General features: G+C 49.0%; 10 protein-coding genes, 1 pseudogene and 1 riboswitch. Of the genes and pseudogenes, 2 read left to right on the forward strand and 9 right to left on the reverse strand.

Annotated elements, in window-relative coordinates; translation table 11 throughout:
• Window positions 1–12: 12 nt before the first annotated feature.
• From M654_RS21690 to M654_RS21730, 9 genes are all read right to left on the reverse strand, one after another.
• Window positions 13–10,755 (reverse strand): non-ribosomal peptide synthetase, encoded by a 10,743-nt coding sequence (locus M654_RS21690; protein ID WP_026585848.1) that lies wholly within the window; start codon window positions 10,753–10,755, stop codon window positions 13–15.
• 186 nt (window positions 10,756–10,941) lie between these two features.
• A riboswitch (cyclic di-GMP riboswitch) is annotated at window positions 10,942–11,028 on the reverse strand.
• A 353-nt stretch (window positions 11,029–11,381) separates the two neighbouring features.
• On the reverse strand, window positions 11,382–12,569 hold the full coding sequence (locus M654_RS21695) for an MFS transporter (RefSeq protein ID WP_026585847.1): 1,188 nt from the start codon (window positions 12,567–12,569) through the stop codon (window positions 11,382–11,384).
• 18 nt (window positions 12,570–12,587) lie between these two features.
• Window positions 12,588–13,388, reverse strand: a complete 801-nt coding sequence (locus M654_RS21700) for a TrmB family transcriptional regulator (protein WP_026585846.1) — start codon at window positions 13,386–13,388, stop codon at window positions 12,588–12,590.
• Between the two features lie 124 nt (window positions 13,389–13,512).
• On the reverse strand, window positions 13,513–14,325 hold the full coding sequence (locus M654_RS21705) for an ABC transporter permease (protein ID WP_026585845.1): 813 nt from the start codon (window positions 14,323–14,325) through the stop codon (window positions 13,513–13,515).
• Window positions 14,318–15,184, reverse strand: a complete 867-nt coding sequence (locus M654_RS21710) for an ABC transporter permease (protein ID WP_026585844.1) — start codon at window positions 15,182–15,184, stop codon at window positions 14,318–14,320. Before M654_RS21710 ends, M654_RS21705 begins: the two co-directional genes overlap by 8 nt.
• Window positions 15,171–16,295 carry an ABC transporter ATP-binding protein gene (locus M654_RS21715; RefSeq protein WP_026585843.1) on the reverse strand — a complete coding sequence of 375 codons (1,125 nt, stop codon included), beginning with the start codon at window positions 16,293–16,295 and terminating at the stop codon, window positions 15,171–15,173. Before M654_RS21715 ends, M654_RS21710 begins: the two co-directional genes overlap by 14 nt.
• Before the next feature lie 9 nt (window positions 16,296–16,304).
• A complete protein-coding gene (locus M654_RS21720) occupies window positions 16,305–17,387 on the reverse strand; it encodes an ABC transporter substrate-binding protein (protein ID WP_026585842.1) in 1,083 nt (360 codons plus the stop codon).
• A 22-nt stretch (window positions 17,388–17,409) separates the two neighbouring features.
• On the reverse strand, window positions 17,410–19,380 hold the full coding sequence (locus tag M654_RS21725) for a hydantoinase B/oxoprolinase family protein (RefSeq protein ID WP_026585841.1): 1,971 nt from the start codon (window positions 19,378–19,380) through the stop codon (window positions 17,410–17,412).
• A complete protein-coding gene (locus tag M654_RS21730) occupies window positions 19,377–21,437 on the reverse strand; it encodes a hydantoinase/oxoprolinase family protein (protein WP_026585840.1) in 2,061 nt (686 codons plus the stop codon). Before M654_RS21730 ends, M654_RS21725 begins: the two co-directional genes overlap by 4 nt.
• A gap of 356 nt (window positions 21,438–21,793) precedes the next feature.
• Here M654_RS21730 and M654_RS21735 point away from each other — a divergent pair, with 356 nt between their 5' ends.
• Both M654_RS21735 and M654_RS21740 read left to right on the forward strand, forming a co-directional pair.
• Window positions 21,794–22,618, forward strand: a complete 825-nt coding sequence (locus M654_RS21735; protein WP_236251171.1) for a ribonuclease YeeF family protein — start codon at window positions 21,794–21,796, stop codon at window positions 22,616–22,618.
• An 84-nt stretch (window positions 22,619–22,702) separates the two neighbouring features.
• Window positions 22,703–23,137: pseudogene (locus M654_RS21740) on the forward strand (endonuclease V); the annotation flags it as partial.
• Window positions 23,138–23,173 lie beyond the last annotated feature (36 nt).

Raw genomic sequence — 23,173 nt, forward strand, 5'->3', positions numbered from 1 at the left:
TCGTCTTTTTTGTTAGAAAATTTCCATCAATTTATCAAGTTCTTCAAGTGTCAGATCATCATCTCCAAGATCGCTTGGTGTGATCTCGCCTTCATCTTGACTTAAGCAATGATTCATGACTTTCAGCAAATGCGCCTTAAAGCTGTCAGCGACAGACGCGATTGTGCTTTCCTCAAATTCCAGAGAGCTGTAGGCGATCGACATCGTCAATACGCCGTCTTCAATATATCCGACGATGTCAAGCACATTCGGCTTTTCCGTGTCAGGGCTCAGCGGCTCGCCTGACGGCATGGATGATCTCGAAAACAGACCGGATTCCGACATCTCTGTAAACTGGCCTAAATAGTTAAAGCTGATTTCCGGCTTGAACGGCTTTGCCTGTTGACCGGCTTCCGTCAAGTAGCGGTAAATCCCATAGCCGATCCCCTTATTCGGAATGTGGCGCAAATCCTCTTTGATCCGTTTCATTTGATAGCCGATATCATCGGCATCGTTCATCTGTATCAGGGCCGGGAACTGGCTTGTAAACCAGCCGACGGTCCGGGAGATGTTCAAGCCCGCGATGATGTCCTCGCGACCGTGTCCTTCAAGATTGATGAGGAATTCATTCCCACCGGTCCACTCTTTCATTGCAAAGCCCAGCGCCGCTAGCAGTATGTCGTTCATTTCTGTGTTGTACGCTTCATGAACTTTTGTCAGCAGCTGCTCTGTTTCTTCTTTACAGAGAGTGAATTCCGCCGTTTTCGTATGGCACATCCGCCGGTCATTTGATTCATGATCTTTAGGAAGCGGTATTGCCGCTTTCCCCTCGATTTCCTGCCAATAGCCGATTTCCTTGGCAAACGCTTTGGAGGCGGCATATTCTTTTAAGCGAACTGCGTATTCAGCAAAAGAATGTGATTTCTCGGGAAGAACAATCGCTTCGCCTTTTGCGGCCTGCAAATAACCGGAAGCGAAATCCTCGAGTAAAATCCTCCAGGAAATCCCGTCAACAACGAGATGGTGAATGACGATCAGGAGGTGATCTCCTTGATCGGTTTTAAAGATCGCCGCTTTTAAGAGCGGTCCTTCAGATAAATTGATACTGCTTTGGATTCGATTAGATTCCCGCAAAATGGCAGCTTCCAGTTCGGCCCCTGATTCATTCAAATGCAACACCTCAGGGTGAATCACGGATTCTTCAAGACCCCTGTTGTACTGAACGATCGCTTCGCCTTGCTGATAGACGATGCGAAGGGCATCGTGATGTTCCATCAGTTTGCTTAACACCCGTCCGGCAATCCCCGGGTCAAACCCTGACCGCGCATGAAGCATAACCGACTGGTTCCAGTGATGTGTGTTTGTGAATTCACGTTCAAAGAACCAGCGCTGAATCGGTGTCAATATGATCTCGCCTTCGACAGGACCCTGATCAATCGGCTGATCATCAGCCGATTGTACATAGGTGCTGATCTCGCCGATCGTTGGGTGCTGAAACAAATCTTTCATTTCAAGCTTTAAGCCGTGCTGCTGGAGCCGGCTCGCCATTTGAATGCCTTTGATCGAATCTCCGCCGAGCGTGAAGAAATTGTCGGTGAGCCCGATTCGCTCAATCCCGAGAACCTCCTGCCAAATGTCGGCAAGCAGCTGCTCTGTCTCCGTCCTTGGTGCTTTGTAGTCGGCTGTCTGCGCTTCGACGTCAGGCTGAGGCAGCGCCCTTCGGTCGACTTTTCCGTTCGCTGTCACCGGAAGTTCATCAAGCTGCATCCAATATGCCGGCACCATGTAGTCCGGCAGCGTCTGTGCGAGCTGATCGGCAAGGGTTTTTGTATCCAGCTTTTCCGCCGCTGTGATATAGCCGCACAGCGCTTTGTTTCCGTAGGCGTCTTCGATATCTTGGACAACCGCTTCCCGGACTTCCGGGAGGCGTGCGAGCTGGACTTCAATTTCCGAAAGCTCGATCCGGAAGCCGCGGATTTTCACCTGCTGATCGATCCGGCCGATATATTCAAGCCGCCCGTCGGAAAGCCACTTCACAAGATCACCCGTCCGATACATGCGCTCGCCCGGTACGAACGGGTCTTCCGTGAAGCGCTGCGCCGTTTCCTCCGGCTTGTTGAGATAGCCGCGCGCAAGCCCGCGGCCGGCGACACACAGCTCACCGGCGACACCGACAGGCTGGACTTCGTTGTTTTCTCCAAGCACATAAGCCCGTGTGTTGGCGATCGGCTTTCCGATTGAAAGCATCCCTTCATCAGGGTCGATCGGCCCGCTCGTCGCGACAACCGTGTTTTCCGTCGGCCCGTAGTTGTTGACGAGCGTGTAGGAGCGTTTTTCGATCTGTTTCAGCTTGTCTCCGCCTGTCAGAAGCACGCGCAGCGACCGGTTGTCCAGCTCCATGAACTGTTCGCACAGCTGTGTCGGCAGGAACGTGATCGTGATGCCGTGTTCTTCAAAATATTGATTCAGCCGGACGATGTCCATCCGGATCGCTTCATCGATGATATGAAGCTCACTTCCGGCAAGCCAATACGGGAACATCTCCCAGACCGATGCGTCAAAACCGAAGCCGGCGTATTTTGCGCTTTTGTCCTCTTCTGTGACTTTGAAGGCGTCGTTATGCCAATAGCACAGATTCACAAGTGAGTGATGTTCGACCATGACGCCCTTCGGCTGTCCGGTCGTGCCTGATGTATAAATTAAATATGCGAGATTGCCGGGTTTCACCGCCGACTGCAGATTTCGCTCATCTTCTTTTGTCAATTCTCCCTTCAGCATCAAATCAAGCTGAATGGATTCACCGCTGAATCCTTCCGGCGCGGCTAAGTCTGTCTGTGTTAAAAGCAGCTCAGCACCGCTGTCTTCCAATACATATCCGATCCGCTGCACCGGATAATCAGGATCAATCGGCACGTAGGCCGCGCCCGCTTTTAAAATTGCGAGCACACCGGCCGCCATCTCCAACGAAGGCTTGACCATGATACCGATCCGTTGTTCCGGCTGCCCCCCTTTTTCAATCAGCAGGCGGGCGAGGCGATTCGCGCGCGCATTAAGCTCCCTGTACGTCCACTTGCGGCCGTTGTACACGACAGCCCCGCGGTCAGGAGTGCGGCGGACTTGGGCTTCAAACAGCTCATCGATTGTTTTGTCTGTCGGAACATCAAGTGCCGTGTCATTCCAGGCGGCCACGAGCCTCCGTTTTTCCGTTTCATCCAAGAGTGACAGCTCGGAGAGCCGGACATCCGAATGATGAGCGGCCGCTTCAAGGAGGTGAAGCCAGTATTCGCACCAGCGCTTGACGGATTCATGCTGAAAGAGCGCCGTATTATATACCATTTCAAGCCGTACAATGTCTTCTTCTTCGGCTGCGGTCAAGGTCAGATCAAATTTTGCCGCCTGCTGATCAAGCTCATACGGCTGCAGTGTGATCCCTTCCATCGACAAGTCTTTTACATCCGCGTTTTGCATTGAAAAAACAGCATCGAATAATGGATTTCGGCTCATATCGCGCTGAATGTTCAATTTCTCAATCAGTTCTTCAAACGGATAATCTTGGTGCTCATATGCTTCAAGCGCCGTTTCTTTGACTTCCTTGAGGAATGCGGCAAAGGTTTTCTCTCCTTTTGGATGCGTCCTCATCGCCAATGTATTGACAAACATCCCGATCACATTGTCGACATCGGCGTACGGTCTTCCGGCGACCGGAGAACCGACCACAATCTCGCTTTGACCGCTCAGCTTGGCTAAAAATACGCTGTATGAGGCAAGAAGCACCGTGTTTAGGGTCGTTTCTGTTTGTTGAGCCAGATGCTTTAGCGCTCGGACAAGCTCAGGCTTGAGCTCAAAGGTGAGACGCTCGCCTTCAAACGTCTGCACCGCCGGTCGCGAAAAGTCTGTCGGCAGTGTGAGGACGGGCAGTTCTCCGCCCAGTTTTTTCAGCCAATACGCCTCTTGCTTGTTGTGTTCCGTTTGCAGGCGCTTTTGCTGCCAGACTGTATAGTCTTTGTACTGAATCTTTAGTGGTTCAAGCGTCTCTCCAGCGTAAAGCTTTGTCATTTCATCGATCAGAATGCCGACGGATGCGCCGTCTGAAATGATGTGATGCATATCTGTCAGTAAAAGATGCTTTTCCTCAGCCAGGCGAAGGATGCTCATTCTGAAAAGCGGCGCCTTAGTGAGATCAAACGGCTGGATAAACGCTTCAATTAGCTGATCTGTTTCTCGTTCATCCGCATCGATAACATCAATCGCAAATTCGGCGTCCTTCCATATCCGCTGAACTGGCTCACCGTCTCTGATTTCAAACGATGTTCGAAACGCTTCATGGCGCTTGATCAGATTCTTTACAGCAGCTTCCAGCCGGGCAAGGTCGAGCTTTCCTTCAAGCTTTAAAACGGACGGCATGTTATAGGTTTTCTCCGCCCCTTCAAGCTGCTGCAGGACATAAAGCCGTTTTTGCGCCGATGATACAGGATAGGCCTCCTGCTCTTGCGCGGCTTCGATATAGATCACCGCTTTTTCCTTTGCGTCCGCGGCCGCTTTTGCCAAGCTTTCGATTGTCGGCGACTTGAACAAGTCTTTCAGCTGGAGATCGACATCCAACTCTCGCTGAACGCGGGCCATTAGCTTCATTCCCGCTAAAGAATGACCGCCAAGCTCAAAGAAATTGTCATGCACTCCAACTTGAGAGATGCCGAGCGCTTCCTGCCAAAGCTCGGCAAGACGGGCTTCTGTGTCATTCCGCGGAGCCGTATATTCCCTCTGCACACTTTGAGCGGCGTCAGGTGCAGGCAGCGCTCTTCTGTCCACTTTTCCATTCCCTGTGAGCGGAAGCTCTTCTAACTGGATAAAAACAGACGGGATCATATAACCGGGCAGTCCCGCAGCTGCATGTTCGCGCAGCTCGCGACTTGAAAGCTGCCGATCGGCGACAATGTATGCGCAGATCATCTGATCGCCCGAATCGGCAGCAACAGCCAGGACTGCAGCTTCCTGGATCATGTCATGGGTCAGCAGCTGATGCTCGATCTCGCCCAGTTCGATTCTTTGGCCGCGGATTTTCACCTGGTGATCCATCCGGCCGATAAATTCAAGACTTCCGTCGGCAAGCCATCTTGCCATGTCACCTGTCCGATAGATGTTCCGATCTTTTTGAAACGGATGTGCTGTGAATTTCTCCGCCGTCAGTTCCGGACGGTTGAAATAGCCGCGGACAAGCCCGTCTCCTCCGACGCACAGTTCACCGGCAACACCTGCAGGCTGAAGCTTTCCAGCAGGATCAAGGATCAGCACCTCTGTATTGCTGACCGGCTTTCCGATCGGAATCGACTGCGCATCAGCGCCGACATCATTGACGGGATGATAAGTGGTAAAAACAGAACTCTCTGATGGCCCGTACATATGAAGAAGCCGGCCCTTTCCAACAGTCTTGAGCGCTCTTCTGACATGATCGACGGATGCGCGCTCACCGCCGAACAGCACCCTGCGCAATGTCTTCATACTGTCCGGCCGCATATCGACAAGCATGTTGAACAATGCCGTTGTGATCATCAAAACGGAGACTTTTTCGTTTTCAAGCATGGCGGCAAGCCGGCCCATATCAAGGATTGTCTCCTTCGGGGCAACCACCAGTTTGGCGCCGTTCAGCAAGGAACCGAACATATCAAACATGAAGGCGTCAAAAACATAATTGGAAATGGAAAGTACAATGTCTGTATCAACGATTTCCAAATAGTTCGGGTTTTTCACAGTCCGCAAAATATTTCGGTGTGTCACCATGTTGCCTTTCGGCATTCCGGTCGTTCCTGATGTGTATGTCAGATTGGCTAAAGCTTCGGGAGAAATCGGAACATTCAAGTTGGCCGATTCTCCTTGATATAGATGGGCTTCATCAAGGAAGAACATCTCGCCCGCAAAGTCCGCCGCTTCAGCAAGCGGTCTCAACGCCGTTTGCGTTAACAAAACCGCTGCTCCGCTGTCGCGGAAGAAGTGGTGGATGCGCTGCTCTGGATGATCGGGATCAACCGGCACATAAGCGGCCCCGGCTTTTAACACGGCAAGGATTCCGACGACCATTTCCGACGACCTGGCGGTAAGAATGGCGGCTGTCGTTCCTGTTTGCACCCCTCTTTCGCGAAGACGTCTTGCCAACTGATTCGCTTTCTCATTGAGTTCACGGTACGTCAATACCGCACCTTCAAATTGAAGGGCAGGGCGCTCACCTGATTTGGCTGCTTGTTCCTCAAATTGTTGCACGATCGTTTGCCCATGCGGATAAGCGCTTTGACCTGGATTGAAGGCGACGAGCTGCCGCTTCGCTTCTTCCTCTGTCAACAAGCTGTATTCCCCTATTTTCCGATGCGGATCTGCCGTCATTTCTTCAAGCAGGTTCAAGTAAGCTTTCAGTATTCTCTCGGCCGTATCTTTTTTAAACAGTTTTGTACTGTAATCCAAATCGAGAATCAATTCACCGTGTTCTTTCTTTGCCTGCAGGGTCAAATCAAATTTGGCGATGTTGAAATTCGTTTCCTGAATGGACAGACGCAAATCGCCGAGCAGCGGAATGTCCTCCATTGCATTTTGCAAAATAAACATCGTATCAAAGAGAGGATGACGGCTTAAATCACGCGGAACATTGAGCTTTTCGACGAGCCATTCAAACGGATAATCCTGATGTTGAAACGCGTTCAAGACCGTGTGCCGCACATCATGTAGAAATTCAGCAAACGTTTTTTCACGATCGACTTTCGAGCGGATCGCCAGCGTATTGACAAACATTCCGACGATCCCTTCCAAGTCGGAGTGGCTGCGGCCGGCAGCCGGCGTCCCGACAATCACATCTTCCTGTCCGGCGTATTTCGCAAGAAGCGTATTGTAAGCGGCCAGCATGACCATATACAGTGTCGCGCCGTTTTCATCAGCAAGTCCGACCATTTTTTCCTCGATCTCTTTTGGCACGGCAGCGGAAACCCTGTCTCCTGCAAAGCTTTGCACAGGCGGACGAGGCTGATCCGTCAACAGCTGCAGGACAGGGAGCTCCCCGGAGAAGACGTTTTGCCAATATTCTTCTTCTTTTTGATAGCCGCCATCGGTCTGATTGTTTTGCCAGACGGCATAATCTTTGTAGTGCAGGCGCATCTCCGGCAGTTCTTCCCCTTTATACAACTTGGCCAGCTCATGTAAAATAATCGAAATCGAAACCCCGTCGGAAATCAGGTGGTGCATATCAAACAGCAGCATGTGTCTGCTTTCTTCCAGGCGGACGAGGCCGATTCTCAAAAGCGGCGCTTTCCCGAGATCAAAACGGCGTACAAACGATTTTATCGTTTGTTCTAAAGGCTTGTCCCCGCTCTGGATCACCTCGATGTGCAGCTCAGCTTTTGCATGAATACGCTGCCTCGGTTCTCCATTGACAGATACAAATGAAGTACGGAGCGCTTCATGTCTTTCAATCAGCTTTTGAAAAGCATGTTCCAGACGCTCTCGATCAAGCGGCCCTTCAAGCATAGCCGCCGCCGGCATATTGTAGCCGATGCCCGCTCCTTCCAGCTGACTGACGATATAAATCCGCTGCTGCGCCAGCGACAGATGATAGTCGCTGCATTCTGCCGCCGGTTCAATGGCTGTAAACCCTTTTTGCTCCGCTTTAGAAACAAATTGACTAAGAGCGGCGACAGTCGGTTTTTCAAACAGGACCTCAAGCGGCACTTCAACTCCGAATGTTTTGCGGAGCCTTGAAAGCATCACCATCGCTTTCAGCGAATGGCCGCCAAGTTCAAAGAACTGATCATAGATGCCGACTCGTTCCGCTCCGAGCACATCCTGCCAAATGTGCGCGATTTTTTCTTCCCTGTCATTTCTCGGCGCCGTATACTCAGCACCCCCTGTAATCGTCGCTTGATGCAGAAGCAATGCTTTGCGATCAACCTTGCCGCTTGGCGTCAGCGGCATTTCTTCAAGCTCGGTGAAATAGGAAGGCAGCATATAATCAGGCAGCCTTTTCGCCAAATGCTCCCTTAACTCAGACACCGAAGCGGCGCGGTCATCTTTCGGAACGATATATGCGCAAACCTCTTGATCGCCGGCTGTTCCCGGCCGCGTAAGCACAGTTGCTTTTTCGACACCGGGCGCACCTTGTAAGACGGACTCAATCTCCCCGAGTTCGATCCTGTAGCCGCGGACTTTCACCTGATCATCCTTTCGGCCGATAAAATCGACGGTACCGTCAGGAAGCCATCTGACAATATCACCGGTCCGATACATGACACCTCCCGGATTGAAAGGATCGGCCGAGAATTTTTCCTCCGTCATGTCCGGGAGGTTCAAATACCCCCGTCCGGCTCCATCTCCCGCAATATACAATTCACCCTCGGCACCATCCGGCAGAAGCGCTCCGTGATCATCCAAAATGTAAAATCGGTTGTTCCCAAGCGGCCTGCCGATTGGTACATAGGCGTTTTCGTACTGAAGTTGTCCATCCCGCGGAATTGTGAAGGCCGAGGCATCAACACAGGTTTCTGTCGGTCCGTAGACGTTCGTGATCAAGGGAATCGATTCGGCTGATTCCGCAAATAAACGGAGCAGCTTTTCGGTCGCCACCCTTGATAATGCCTCACCTCCGACGAGGATATGTTTCAGGCTTGTTCCGCGGAGATCGTCGGCAGCAATCAAAAGCTGCAAATGAGACGGTGTACAGTCCGTGACATCAATCTGGTGGCGGCGGAAATAAGCGGCTAAGGCACGCCCGTCGGAAACGGTCTTTTTCGGTACGATATAGAGAGACTTGCCAAGCAGAAGAGACGTGAATATCTGCTGAACGGAAGCATCAAAATGAAACGGAGCCAAAAGCGCAACATTCAAATCGGCCTGTGCATATGTATGTACAGCTTGCTGAAGCCCCTTAACAAGATGATGAACCTGTCTGTGCTCAATCATGACGCCTTTTGGACGGCCCGTTGTTCCAGACGTATAAATGATGTATGCGAGATGATCAGCACCGGATGATGAAGGCAGATTGCCGAAGTCTTCCGTTTCGGCGATCGCTTCGGAAAAGAGCAGTGTTTCAGCTGATTCAGCCGCAAATGCCTGATCGGTGATCACAACTTTTGCAGCGGAATCCTTGAGCATAAACTGAATCCGCTCATTTGGAAAACCGGGATCAATCGGCACATAAGCGCCTCCGGCCTTGAGAATCCCCAATATCGCCGCTACCGTCCGCTCTGACCGCTTCATCAAAACGGCTGCCGGCACATCAGAACCGACACCTCTTTTGCGAAGCGCCCTTGCCAGCCGGTTGGCGATCTCATTCAACTCCTGATACGAAAGCTGTTTCCCCTCAAAAACAAGCGCCGTCTTCTTAGGAGTCTCAGCTGCTGTTTGCTCGAATAAGCGATGAAGGGTCAGCTCTTTGTCATACGTGATCAAAGAACCTGAAGCACGCTGCAGCAGCTGCTGTTTTTCCTGCGCAGGAATGATTTCCAGATCGCTAATTTTCTTGTCTGGTGCAGCGAGGGCATCATTAAGAAGCGTCATGAGCCGCTCGTATAACATGACCATTTCTTCGCGGCTGAACAGTTCCTCTCTGTAATCAAAGTCGACCGCAAGCGTCCCCGTGTCCCATCTTTCTTTCACATGAATGGAGACATCGTTAACTTCACTGCCGCTGAAAATCGGCTCAGATAAGAACGATACCGTTTCTTTCTGCTGCCATTGCATGACCTGATACTCCAAAGAGACGGAAAACAGCTTATTTAAATGGGGCTGCCTTTCCCGCAGGTCATTGATCAGGAGATTGTACGGATACTTTTGATGTCTGATGATTTTCAGCTGATCTTTCATCCTTTCCTGCACAAATGCAGTAAAGTCCTGTTGCACATCAAGCCGGGCTTTCATCGGAATGGTCGATACGAACATGCCAAGCATCTGTTTTTCTTTTGCATTTGTCCGGTTTCCCATAAAAGTGCCGAGAACGACATCTTTTTGTCCGGTCACCCGATGCATATAAATGTGTAAGGTTGATAGAAACAAGGAGAGCACACTAACGTTGTTGTTTTGACAATACGTTTGAATTTTTTGATACAGGTCTGGGGAAATCTCTTTAGAAAGACGAGCCGCGTCCAAACGGACTTGATAAGAATCGCTTTGCTTTAAAGATACGGGCTCCGGAATGACTTCGTATTGAGCGTTCCAATACGCTTTATCTTTTTGGAACCGTTTCGATTCTTCGTATTCCAATTCGCTTTGAATGTGTTCTGTAAATGACGGCTGTACAGCTTCGAGGTCGGTTTCCCCTCCCGCAAGCTTCAAATAGATGTCGGTGATGCGGTTGCCTAGGAGTGTCATAGAAATGCCGTCGGAAATCAGATGGTGAACCTTTACAAAAAACCAGCTTTCAACAGGGCTGATGCGCACGACGGCAAACTTGAACAACGGACTGTCATACAGGGGCAGGGGCCGGCGCGCTTCAGCTTGTCCCCATTTTAAAATGTCGGCCATGTTTGTTTTGGCGGCATCAAGGTACTCCAATTCAAATGGTTCATATTCGGTGATATATTGTTTCGGTTCATCCTCTTCATCATCATGCAGCCTGAAGCGCATCGTTTCATTGGTGCGGACAAACTGCCGAATGGCTTCAGCCAATAAACCGGTATCTATTCCCGACTCAGATTTCAGCTTTCCAAAACCGCTCAGATTGGAAACGCTTGTACCTGGGTAAAACTTCTCTGTGTACCAAATACGCCTTTGGGCATGTGTCAGGGGGTAGTATGTGTTTTCCATCTTTCCTATTCCTCCTTTATCAAGTGTCATTTATGGCGATCTCCGTGATGAACCGCAATACTGATTTGCGGCGTTTGGCGAGACGGCAAATGTGCTGTCACAGAATTGTCAATACCAATATAAAACTATATTGGGAATAAAAAGAAAAGAGCCTACCCGAATTAAAACGGGGAAGCTCCCTGTTCATTCGGCAACCTGTCAACCTTAGCATCGTCCGCACCTTAGGCCATGGCTTTGCGTCCCTGCGTTTCCGCAGGTTTGCCTTTATCTGCTTTTACTGAAATAAATTCATTTTCTGCACACAGTTCACTTTAAATGAAAATATTGTTTTTTTCACCGAAAAATAGGTTAAAAGATTCATGCGGGATACCGAACGGTAGGCGAAAAGATTGATGCGGTTTTCCGAAATTTCCAAAAAAATATGCGGGAAAACGAAAAATCATCGTTTTAACCCGCAAATTCACAGTCATGATTTAAGATTTCATTAATATTTGCTAAACCTAGCGTAAAATTGTTTTTTTAATATATTTTATCAAAAATTTATTTTACAAAATTTTAACCATCATAAAAGCTTTCATACCTTCATTCCTTACAGAAAAAGATTCTGAAACTATACTAAACAACTTTCAGTTTTTAGCCAGCCGTTTGCCCGCTTGAACTGGACTTGGCTTCCTGCTAATTAAAAAGGACAGAACGACACTGATGAAAAGCACAAGACTTAAGACAAGAAACGGGTCGGATTTCAGGAAAAATGCCGTAAAGATCGGCCCCAGACTCGCGCCGATAAATAAAATAAACGTATAAAGCGAGACGGCAAGGCCCCTCATCTCTCCGCCAAGCTGGCCGATCAAAGAAATCAGGGACGGCACGGCAATTGCAATGCCAAGCACAAACACCACGCTCATCACGACGAGAACCGTCAATCCGCCGCTGACACTCATCAAAAGCAAACCCGCCGCAGCAATGATTAAACCGGTCCGCAAAACCGACAGACTCCCATGCTTGCTGATCAATCGCCCGGCGATCGGTGAACAGGCCATGCCAAGGATACCCGCTGAACGGACAAATAAAATCTGTCCGCTGGAAAGGGCATATGGCGAATGGGTCAAAACAAATCCAAGTGCTGAATACATGCCGACAAATGTAAAGAGAACGGTGATTGTGACCACATAGCCAATCAGCAAAGACCGGCTGTGAAGCACATCCCCCATGCGGCTGAAGGAAGAAAACATATGCCCGCTCTTTTGCTTCACATCTCCTTTCGGCAAAAGCAACATGTTGAACCACATTGTCAGCAGATAAACGGCAGACATCAGCCAAAACACGGCGTTCCAATTCCAAACCTCGCTAATAAAGCTTGCGATAACTTGGCCGCCAATCCCCGCCAGCAAAAAACCCGTACTAATAAAACCAATCGCCGTTCCCCGCTTTTCTTGAGGAAACATTTCTCCAGCATATGCGAGGGCCACCGGTGAAAAAGACGCGGCAGCAGCTCCCTGTAAAGCGCGAAACAATATAATGGCGGGCAAGCTGTCCGCAAAGCCGATCAACACTGTAAAAACCGTTAAAAAAACAAGGCCTGCCACAATCACTTGTTTGCGGCCGAAGCGATCGGAAACAGGTCCGTACACTAAGCAGCCGAGCGCAAAAAAGATGGAAAAGATACTGCCGGTCCAAGCCGCATCATCCGCTGATAAACCAAATTCCCTCATGAATACAGGTGTTAACGGAATTGTCACATATAAGCTGCACATCACCGCAAACCCGGTCCAAAAGAGCACAAAGGTCATCATTCCGTAGTTTCGTTTGTTCATTCATTTCACCTCTCTAAATTAGATATCCCAGCCTTTTTCTTTTGCATAATAATCGATTAATGATTGAAAATCTTTGCCGTATTTCCCGGTTATTTCAGCACCGAAGTCATTTTCAATGTGCATCATCACCAGATCATCAAAGAAGGCATTCTTCAACAGCTCAATCACAGAAGGGTGATTCGTCTCTATGGCAGACGGCTTCATCTGGCCGTCGAGGCTGCCGACAATCGCTTCCTTGCTGTCGGCCAGCACGGAGACCTTTTTGGCGCCGTACCGCGGCCATGACCGCTCAATATCTTTGCGTTTATGGATAAAAACGTTTTGAAGTTCGGTTTCACATTCGCCCAAACTGATCAAAATAACCGTGACCCCGCGCTGTTCCGCGGCTAACAACTCATCTTCAATCCGGTGCAGGTTCTCCGCCCAAATATCGACGACAAGCGTTTTTTTCGCATTGGCAATCAGCCTTTTAATCGCTGTATTCAATCGTTTATCCCCCTCCCAGTGATAAAACGAAGGGGCTGGTTCCGGCGGCGTATTCAATTGCTTGATCAGAATGCTCGATGTTTTTGCAAACTCCGCCTGCAAATATGTAACAACCTGCTGAATCGGGACAGCATCGTAACGGTCCGTTTCTCCTTTGGTGACACGGCATATCCCTTTATCCACAAGCCCCCTCAATGCAGCATATACATTTGATCTTGAGGTTGATACCCTTTTGGCGACTTCATACCCCGTCATGCCCGATTGTTCATGCAATGTGATGTAACAGCGCGCCTCCAATTCGGAAAGCCCGAGCTGCTTTAATTCTTCAATCATGTCCGCTCCTCCTAAAGTGGTGTTTTTTAATACTACTAGTATTTATAAATACTACTCCGTTGAAAACGGTTTGTCAATCCTTTCAAAACAACAAAAGACAAGCAGTCTGCTTGTCTTCATGTCCTTATATGGTTTTGGAAAGACCGATCGTCCGCTCGATGATGATCAGCGCAACAACGGAGATCACGATAAAGATGACAGAGATGGCATTCACGCTCGGATCGAAGGTCTGATCAATATAGCTGAACGTTCTGACCGGCACAGGCGTAACCGTCGGCGAGGAAACAAAAAGACTGATTGAGATTTCCCCAAACGAGGTCACTGCGGAAAAAACAGCGCCCGCCATGATACCCGGCTTCATCAGCGGCAGAGATACTTTTAAAAAGGTTTGCAATGGACTTGCACCAAGACTCATGGAAGCCAGTTCAAGCTTCGGATCCAGGTTCGCCACACTGACACCGACCGTCCGGACGACATAGGGAAGGCTGATCAGCATATGTCCGATCACAAGGCCTGTCACACTTCCATTGATCCCCATCATCGTGAACAAATAAAGAAGCGCCACCCCCAAAACAATCTGGGGAATCATCAGCGGTGATAAAATGAAAGCTTGAAGGGCATGCTTCCCTGGAAACTCCAGCCTTGCCAGTGCATACGATGCCGCGGTTCCAAACATGACCGTAAGCGGCGTCACAATCGCCAGAAGCAGGCAGCTGATCCATATGGAGTCCATCCATTCATCGTTCGCAAAAATCCCGGCAAACCAACGCAATGAAAAACCGGCAGGCGGGAACTGCGGATATTCGGAAGGGCTGAACGCCGACAGTGCAATGACAAACACAGGAAGCGACAAAAAAAGGTACACGAAAAGCCCGGCGGACCACACACTCAAATCAATCCACTTCCCCGAAGACTTGCGTCGGAATCTCTTAACCATTCATTCTCGCCTCCCATCTCTTAAGAATAAATGCAAGGATAGCGACAATCACACATACAGCGGCCAATAAAGTAAAAGACATGGCAGCCGCAAACGGCAAATGAAACACCTGCATCACCTGCTGATAGATCGACAGGGGAAGCAGCGGCTGCATCCGCCCTCCGACTAAAAGCGGGGTAATATAACTCCCGGCAGCAAGCGAAAAAACAATCATAGCGCCTGTGATCAGGCCGGGAATCGTCAGAGGCAGTGTAACGCAAAAAAACGTCCGCAGCCTCCCCGCCCCTAGACTCATGGAAGCATACTTGAGATTCGGTTTCATGTCGCTTAATGAGCCGGCAATCGGCAATACAGCAAACGGAAGCATGACCTGGACATAAGCAATGATAACCGCATTCATATTCCATAAAAGCGGGAGAGGCTTGTCAATCAGCTTCATATGAAGCAGCGCTTCATTGATCATGCCGTTTTGCGAAAGCAGCACAATCCACGAGAATGTCCGAATCACGACGCTGGTGAGCAGCGGTGAGACAAGCAAAATATAAAACAGCGCCCGCCATTTTCGCGTAGGCGCCTTAACGAGCAAGTATGCCGCCGGATAAGCCATAACGAGGCACAAAACGGTTGTTTCCAGCGCCGTCCACAGCGTCGTTCCAACCGTTTTGAGATAAACATCTGAAGTAAACACTTCGATGTAATGGGAAAAACTGAATGTAGCCAGTGTATTCATCATGTCGTCGACATCTCTGAAACTTAAAATGAGCAGAAGAATAAACGGAAGCACGAGAAAAACGCCGAGAAACAACAGCGCAGGCACCAGCAGCAGCCAATAGAAGCGTTTTTGATTATCTAAAGCCATCTGCTTCCTCCTTTATATCAAGAGGGACAAGGTCTTCCGAATCCCACGCAAGATAAACTTGATCACCCGGTTTCGGCAATTCGGGAAACTGCGGATCCGGCGCCTGAATGATCATCTCCCCATTGATGAAGGACGCCTTTAGACGAAGGGCATTTCCAATATAGCCGACCTCCGTTAATGTTGCCGGCAGACCTTTGGCCTGAACGTCCTGCTGCTTCGGAAAAACGGAAACTCTTTCCGGACGCAGCATAAACAACACGGAAGGATGATATTTTTTTAAGGTATCGCTGCTGATCTCAAAAGACAGCGGTACACCTTCATACACTTCAATATCCGGAACCTCATAACGATATCCCGTTTGATTGTGTCCAATTCCTGTCGAACGCGCCTCAAACAGATTGACCTGTCCGATAAATTCGGCGGCAAACCGGTTGGCGGGCGTTCGATACACCTCAAGCGGGGTTCCAAGCTGCTGAAGCCTTCCCTTGCCAAGGATACCGATTCTGTCTGATAAGCTTAACGCTTCCTCCTGATCGTGGGTCACAAGAATCGTTGTAATCCCGACCCGCCTTTGGATGCTTCGCAGTTCAAATTGCATATCTTTGCGCAATTTTGCATCAAGATTGCTTAACGGTTCATCAAGCAGCAGGACCGATGGCTGAACGGCCAATGCCCGCGCAATCGCCACCCGCTGCTTCTGGCCGCCGCTCAGCTGATGCGGCATCCGCCCGGCAAATGCTTCAAGCCTGACGAATCCAAGGCTCTCCATTACGCGTTCTTTGAGCTCTTTCCGCGGCATTTTTCTCACCCTTAAGCCGTATGCGACATTGTCGAAGACATTCAAATGAGGGAATAAGGCATAGTCTTGAAAAACCAGGCCGATCTGCCGGTGATAGGGCGGCACATCAGTAATGTCCCGCCCTCCTATATATACAGAACCAGAGGTCGGCTGAAGAAATCCGGCGATGATATGAAGAAGAGTAGACTTTCCGCACCCGCTCGGACCAAGCAGTGAGAAAAACTCCCCTTCCTTGACCTCAAGCTGTACATCTTCCAATGCGATGGTGTCCCCAAAATGCCGGCTGACATGCTGAATCTGAATTCCGCTCATGATCGTCACCTATTTTCCGCCGAGAACTTGATTCCAGCGATTTGTCCAGTCTCCTAATTCTTTCGTCGCTGTTTCATAGTCGACCCATTTCAAATTGCTGTAATACCTTTCACCGACCTTGATTTTCCCTTTTAATTTTTCGCTGTATTTCACTTTTTGATTGGTCATGCCGTAAAACGTCCGATCTGCAAAATCTTTTTGCACCTCAGGACTGATCAAATGATTCAGCAGCTGATAAGCGTTATCCTCATTAGGGCTTCCTTTCATTACAGCCCAGCTGGCGACAGCTGCCACCGCCCCTTCTTCAGGGTAGGCAAACCCTACATTAAGTCCTGAATGCTCAAGGGAAAAAGCACGACCGTCCCAGAACGGTACAACCCATGCATCCCCCCGCTCAAGAAGCGTTTGAATCGATCCCGGATTATCAGGATAAGCCGTTACATTTTTTTTCAAATCAGCCAAACTGTTGAACGCTTTGTCCACATCTTTTGAATTTGATTCCATACCGCCTTGCGCATTTATTAAACCGGACAAAAACTGAAGGCCGGCCGAATAAGCGGGAGAGGAGATAGCCACATGACCTTGATAGCTTTTATTCCAAAGATCGGTCCACCGCTTCGGTTCTTGCGGTACGAGATCTTTGCGGTATGCAATCCCGAGCTGTCCCATGCTGAAGCCTGCTGCATACTGCTTTCCATCAACAGTGAAGCGTTTCTGCACGGAATGATACAAATCTTTTAGATTCGGAACCTTTTGTTGGTCGATCGGTTCAAGCAGCCCAGCAACTTGAGCCCGTTTAATCGTATCAGGCTGCAAAATGAGGAGGTCATATGGCGCATGACGGCCATTGGAGACTTTTAGTTTCGTGAACCATTCAGAGTCTGTCCCTGAGACGATCTTGACTTTCAGACCTGTATCCTTTTCAAATGCCTGAATGCTCGGCTTTATATGTTTTTCCCAATCACCGCCGTATACACCGATCACAACGGTATCGGATTTTTTGCTTTCCCGGCCGCCGGCCCCGCCGCAAGCAGAAAGCAGAAGAATCAATCCAAGCGATAGAACAAACAAAACAGATATTTTTCTTTTCATTGTTTTCTCACCATTTTTCATATTATTTTTCGCCTGCCCATTTCGTAAAAACATCTGTAACCGCCTGTTTGCTGATCGGTTCATGATCTTCTTTTGAAAAGTAATGGTGCACAAGATGTTTCACACTTGACCTTTGATGCGCCGGAAGTGTTCGAAGCAGCCGGGCAAGAGCGCTGCTGGCTTCCTCTGTCCAGCGTCGTTCATACGCTTCCCTTTCCTTGCCGAAATCCCAGTGTGTCAACTCACCCGCTCTGTTTTTTCTCATGATGCTTGTTTTCTCTTGATCGACAACCAAGCGGCCACCATTTTTCACAAACGCCACACCGTATTGCCGGAATGCTGCTTCCTCACTCAGCAGCCCTGACTCAACTTCTTTTAATATCAGTTTGGGATTCCTTTGAAAAGGGTCTCCCCATCCGCCTCCGCCCGGAGAATGAATGCTGATGACATCCCCTTGCGTCAAATGCAGCACATCGATCTTCGGAATGATTTTTTCCGAAGGTCCATCGGGATGAAGACGGACCCGGCCGGGCGCTCCGGCTGTTCCGCCGGCAAGACCCCATGGCTGAAAGCGCAGCCGCTCCATTCCCCTCGCTGTGACAATGGATTCAGATGCAGTCGTTTCAAAATCGAGCCCGATGGCATGACCGCCCCGGTATAAGCCCGATCCCGCAGTATCTTTGATCAACTCATAACGGAGGACATGAATGTCAATGTGCTGTTCCAGACTTTCGATCGGCGTATTTTTTAAAAAGCCCGAGGCATGGTCAATCCCGTCTGCGCCGTCCATGTTATGCTGACCGCCGCCTCCTCCGCCCATCGGTTCGACGACAGACGTTTTCCTGCCGCCTCCCGATTCATCGGGAACGGAAAGAACAACAATAGCCGACTGTCCCGCGCCTGCGGCGGGAATGTCCTTCGCCAGCGCCTTTGCCAATGCGCCGAGGACGACATTATAAAGTCGCATCGTTATCGAATGCCGGATCCCGACAGAGGCCGGATATTCCGGATTGATCAATGTTCCTTTCGGAGCGATGATGGCGATCGGCCTCGTCAGTCCTCCGTTGACGGGAATAAACGGATCTTCGCTAATGATATAATGGATTAAACCTTGATATAAAAATGAGTGCTTGCTTCCGTTTGTCACAAGATTAAAGGCGGTTTGCACCTGGGGATCGCAGTCGGAAAAGTCCAATGTGATGTTTCCCCCGGAAACCTTTGCCGAAACCGCAAGACGAATCGGAACATCGGAAATCATGTCATCATCAAGGTAATCAGAAAAACTGTACGTTCCTTCAGGAATGCGGGCAAAGACCCGTTCCGCCCTGATGGACGCCTGTTCAAGCAAATCCTCCATCCCCCGGCGGATTTCTTCCGTCCCAAACTTCCCGGCCATCGCCTTCAAACGAATTTCCGCCGTATTGACCGCCGCAATCATCGCATTGATGTCTCCTTCGTTTAATTCAGGCGCCCTGCTGTTTGCCCGAAGGACTTTCAATATCTCGAGGTTCTCTTTTCCCGCTTTGTAAATCTTGACCGGCGGTATTCTCAAGCCTTCCTGGTGGATATCGACTGCCGTCGGCGATATGCTGGCAGGAACCATTCCCCCTACATCGCTGCAATGGACAAAGGACCAGGCGTAGCTGACAATCTCCCCGTCAATGAAAATCGGCTTAAACACGTGGATATCAGGCAAATGAGTCGCCAGGCCGTCCGTTGAATAAGGATCATTCGTGATGACAATGTCTCCGGGTTCAAACGGCCCGCTTTCTTCAATTGCCCGCTTTAACGACAGCCCAAGAAAAATGGTCACGCCGACTGTTTTCGGATAAACGTAAAATTCCCCATCAGGGGTGGCCAGTGCAGCCGCAAAATCCGCCGATTCTTTCACAAATGTCGTAAAGGATGTCCGTTCGATGACGTGTCCCATCCCCGCTGCGATCGCATTAAAATAGCTTCTCATCATTTCCAGCCTTGCAGGGTCTGTCCTCATGCCCTTCCCTCCTTCCGCTCAATGATCAAGTTGCCCGCATGATCTATAGCACCCGACCAATTTGGCAAAATCAGCGTAGTTGTATCATCCTGCTCAATAATGGCCGGTCCTTCAATGCGCTGCCCGCATGACAGATCACTGCGGTTATAAACAGCGGCTTGATATGCGCCGCCCTTCAGCATGACCTGCCTCCGGCTTGCCGGCGCGGCTTCCGGTTGCGCAGTTTGGCCGCTTTCTTTTATTGGAGGTTTTGGCGTTTTTCCTATCAATCTGACGCGGATATTCATCAGTTCAATGCTTGCTTTTTTGTCGCTATGTCCATATTTGCGCTGATAAACCTGATGGAATGAGTCTGCGATTTCCCTCATGTTTTTTTCTTCAATACATGTCCGTGACACCGGCACTTCAATTTCAAAAGCCTGCCCTTTATAACGGGCATCCAGCAAGTAAAGAAAACATTTTTCCGTCAGCACCTTGACACGCTGTGTATCAAGCCATTTTTCTGCTTGTTCGGCAAGCTTTTCAAACTCCTCTTTTAATTCATCTCCGTCCAGTTCTTCAAGAAGCATCCGTCTTGAACTTACCGCATCATATACAAAATCGGCGGTCAAAGCACCCAGGGCGGACAGAGTGCCGGGGCTCGGCGGAATCAGCGCGTTTTTCGCTTGAATCTCTTCCGCAAGAAAATTTGCGGTGACAGGGCCGGCTCCACCATAAGCCACCAAGCTAAATTCACGGGGATCAATTCCATGCTGCTCCATTACATTGCTCAGCTCCGTGTACATATTGGCAACAGCCACTTGAATCATCTGATCGGCAGCCTGCTCAACATCGGTATTTAAATAGGCGGCAAACGGCTGAAGCGCCTGCTCGGATTTCTCCTCGTAAAGCTTCATGCGGCCGGAGGCAAACCGGTCGGGATTTAAGTAGCCGCAAACAAGAAACGCATCGGTCAGCGCAGCCTTCTCTCCTTTTCCGTAACAGGCGGGGCCGGGGTCTGAGCCCGCTGACTCCGGTCCGACTTTTAAGAGTCCGCCGTTGTCTACCCATGCAAGAGAGCCTCCGCCCGCCCCAATCGAATACATCGCAACAGACGGAACGGTAATCGGAAATCCGGAAATTTGGTTGGACTGGGTCAGTGTGGCTTCTCCTTCTTCTACAATGGAAATATCAGCGCTTGTTCCGCCGACATCAAGCGTGATGAGATTTTTAACACCGGCGGCCTCAGCTGCGCGGATTGCCCCGATGACTCCTGCCGCAGGTCCTGAAAAAAGCGTTTTGACGGGGGCTTCGGCGGCAGACTCTATATCCATCAGCCCCCCGTTTGATTGCGTGATAAACGGCGGCGCCGATATACCGGAAGCGGCGAGCCTCTTTTTGAGCGTATCGAAGTAGTGCTGCACATTCGGTTTTATGTATAAATTGGCGACTGACATGACAGTTCGCTCGTATTCCCTCATTTGCGGCCACAGCTCGGAAGACGCCACCACTTCCAACTCCGGAGCTCTCAGTTTGATTCGCTCCGCAGCCTGATGTTCATGCAATGGATTGCGATAGCTGTGAAGGAAAGAAACAACGATACCGGTTATCCCTTCTTCCAACACTTTATCGACCGCATCATCAATGTCTTTTACATGAAGCGGCGCCTTTTCAGCCCCGTTGTGAAGCATTCTTTCTTTAATCGGAAACACATATTTGCGGGGAATCAGCGGCTCCGGCATTCGCGATTTAAAGTCATAGGGAACCGGAAGGCGCAGACGCTGAAGTGACAAAATATCGCGGAAACCTTCTGTTACAAACAGGGCAATTTTCGCTCCCTTTCGCTGCAGTAATGTATTTAAACCAATGGTCATGCCATGCATAAAATAATGAATCTGCGACGGCTGAATATCCATTTCCTTCAAAATCGCTAAACCGTTCACAATCCCTTGTGCATGGTCATCCGGAACCGTCGGGGTTTTGACGGCTGTCACACCCCCGTCTTTCGGGTTTAGCAAAAAAAGATCGGTAAATGTCCCCCCAATGTCTATTCCAAGCCGATACCCATCTTCATTCAATGCTCGCTCCACCCTTCTAGAACATGTTATATGAAAATATTACCCTATTTTAAAATTAATTTACTATAATCCTAATAAAATGAAATGGCGGAGTCAATTTTATATATCCGCGTTTTTGAAATCCTTTTTCTTTCATTTTTTTATTTTAAGATACCATAGAATCACATTTTTAGAAGTTTTGTTCACATTATTTCACAATTCCCATGAAGTCGACTTATACCTGTTTCTCCTGACACACCTATTCATCGGCACATTCCTTCATTTAAAATTAGGTCTAATGGACTTCATAACCGCTGTGATTACACAAATAAAAACGGTCGGTAGGTTCATGTGCCTAATCAAAAGGATTCATTTTCATGGATGTTCAGGATTTATTCACCAACTCCTTTTGGCAAAGTGGTACACTCTGTACTATTAAGAATCAGGAAGGGCAGAATACAATGAAAGTCTATGAAGCGGAAACCCTAAAATCAGCTATGATACAGCGGTCTAACGAATACAAGAGTTTAAGAGAGCAGTTTGTCAGTTTAAAAAATGCTTTTAAAGGTGTGGCCGATTTGGATGATGACTTTCAGGGAGAAGGAGCTGACGCCATAAAGGCATTCTACCGAGACCTATCAGGTACAGTAGACGGTTGGCTGGATCTGACCGATATGCAAATTCAGTTTCTTGAATGGGTATCAGCTGCACTCGAAACTGCCGGACTTTCCGGTGACACAATCGTCGATACCCAGTTTCTCGGTCAAGAGCTTATGAATGTCTACACCCGCTCCAAAAACATGGTATCGGCACAAAAAGAAGAGCTGCAAAGCATTTTAGTCAATATCGATGATTTAATTTCCTTAGAACCTTTTTCAAGCGATGAGTTTGACCAGCAGCTGAATGCTGCCGAACAGAAGCGAAAAGATGCCATTAAAGCAGTAGAGGATCTTGATAAACTGCTCAAAAACGAGTATGCGGCCTCTGAAATGGTTCAGCAAATGATTAAGGCCGACTACTCAGCCTTAATCGACGCAACCGGCCAAGGAACAAGCTCTTCTCCCATCCGTTACAATGCAAATGCTTATCAAAGCAGTAAAGCCTATCAACTGAAAAAGGAAGTACATCTCCGGGCCAAAAGCTATGTGACAAATAAAAAAGCCGAAGCTCCAGCCAAACCGGATAGTGAAGATGAAGAATGACGGGGCGCGGAAGAAGGTTCAAGTTGGTGTTTTCACAAAATTAAAAGACGCGAAAGAACAATTTATAAACATTCAAAATAACCTGCAGGCTTCCTCGCATTTCGGGAATTGCCTTTAGTCATAAAAGCGGTCGAAACATTAACAACATCTCCTGATTTGTACATGTTTGACGGGAATGTGGCTATTTGCATTACCGTCATAAGGGGATCGCGAACCATGCATCGTTATATTTAAACAAACCGACAATCGGAGTCGCCAAAAGCTATCTTAAAATAAAGAATCCCGATTTCCTGATGCCGGGAAATGAAGCAGGCGCATATACTGGGAGAAATTTATGGGCGGGCAGTAAGAACCATAAGACATGTGAAACCTATTTTTGTTTCTTGCGGAAACCGGATTGATATCGATACAAGCGTTGACATCGTCATGCGTTTCATTAACCAAGAAAGCTTCTTGCCCATCCCTGTTAGATTTGCAGATATTGAGAAAGCACTTATCAGAAAAACACTCTCCCCTTAAAAACTCCGCAATTTTATCGTTTCCCCCTGTCAAACC

The organism is Bacillus sp. NSP9.1 (genome assembly GCF_000465465.2).
GTDB lineage: Bacteria > Bacillota > Bacilli > Bacillales > Bacillaceae > Bacillus > Bacillus sonorensis_A.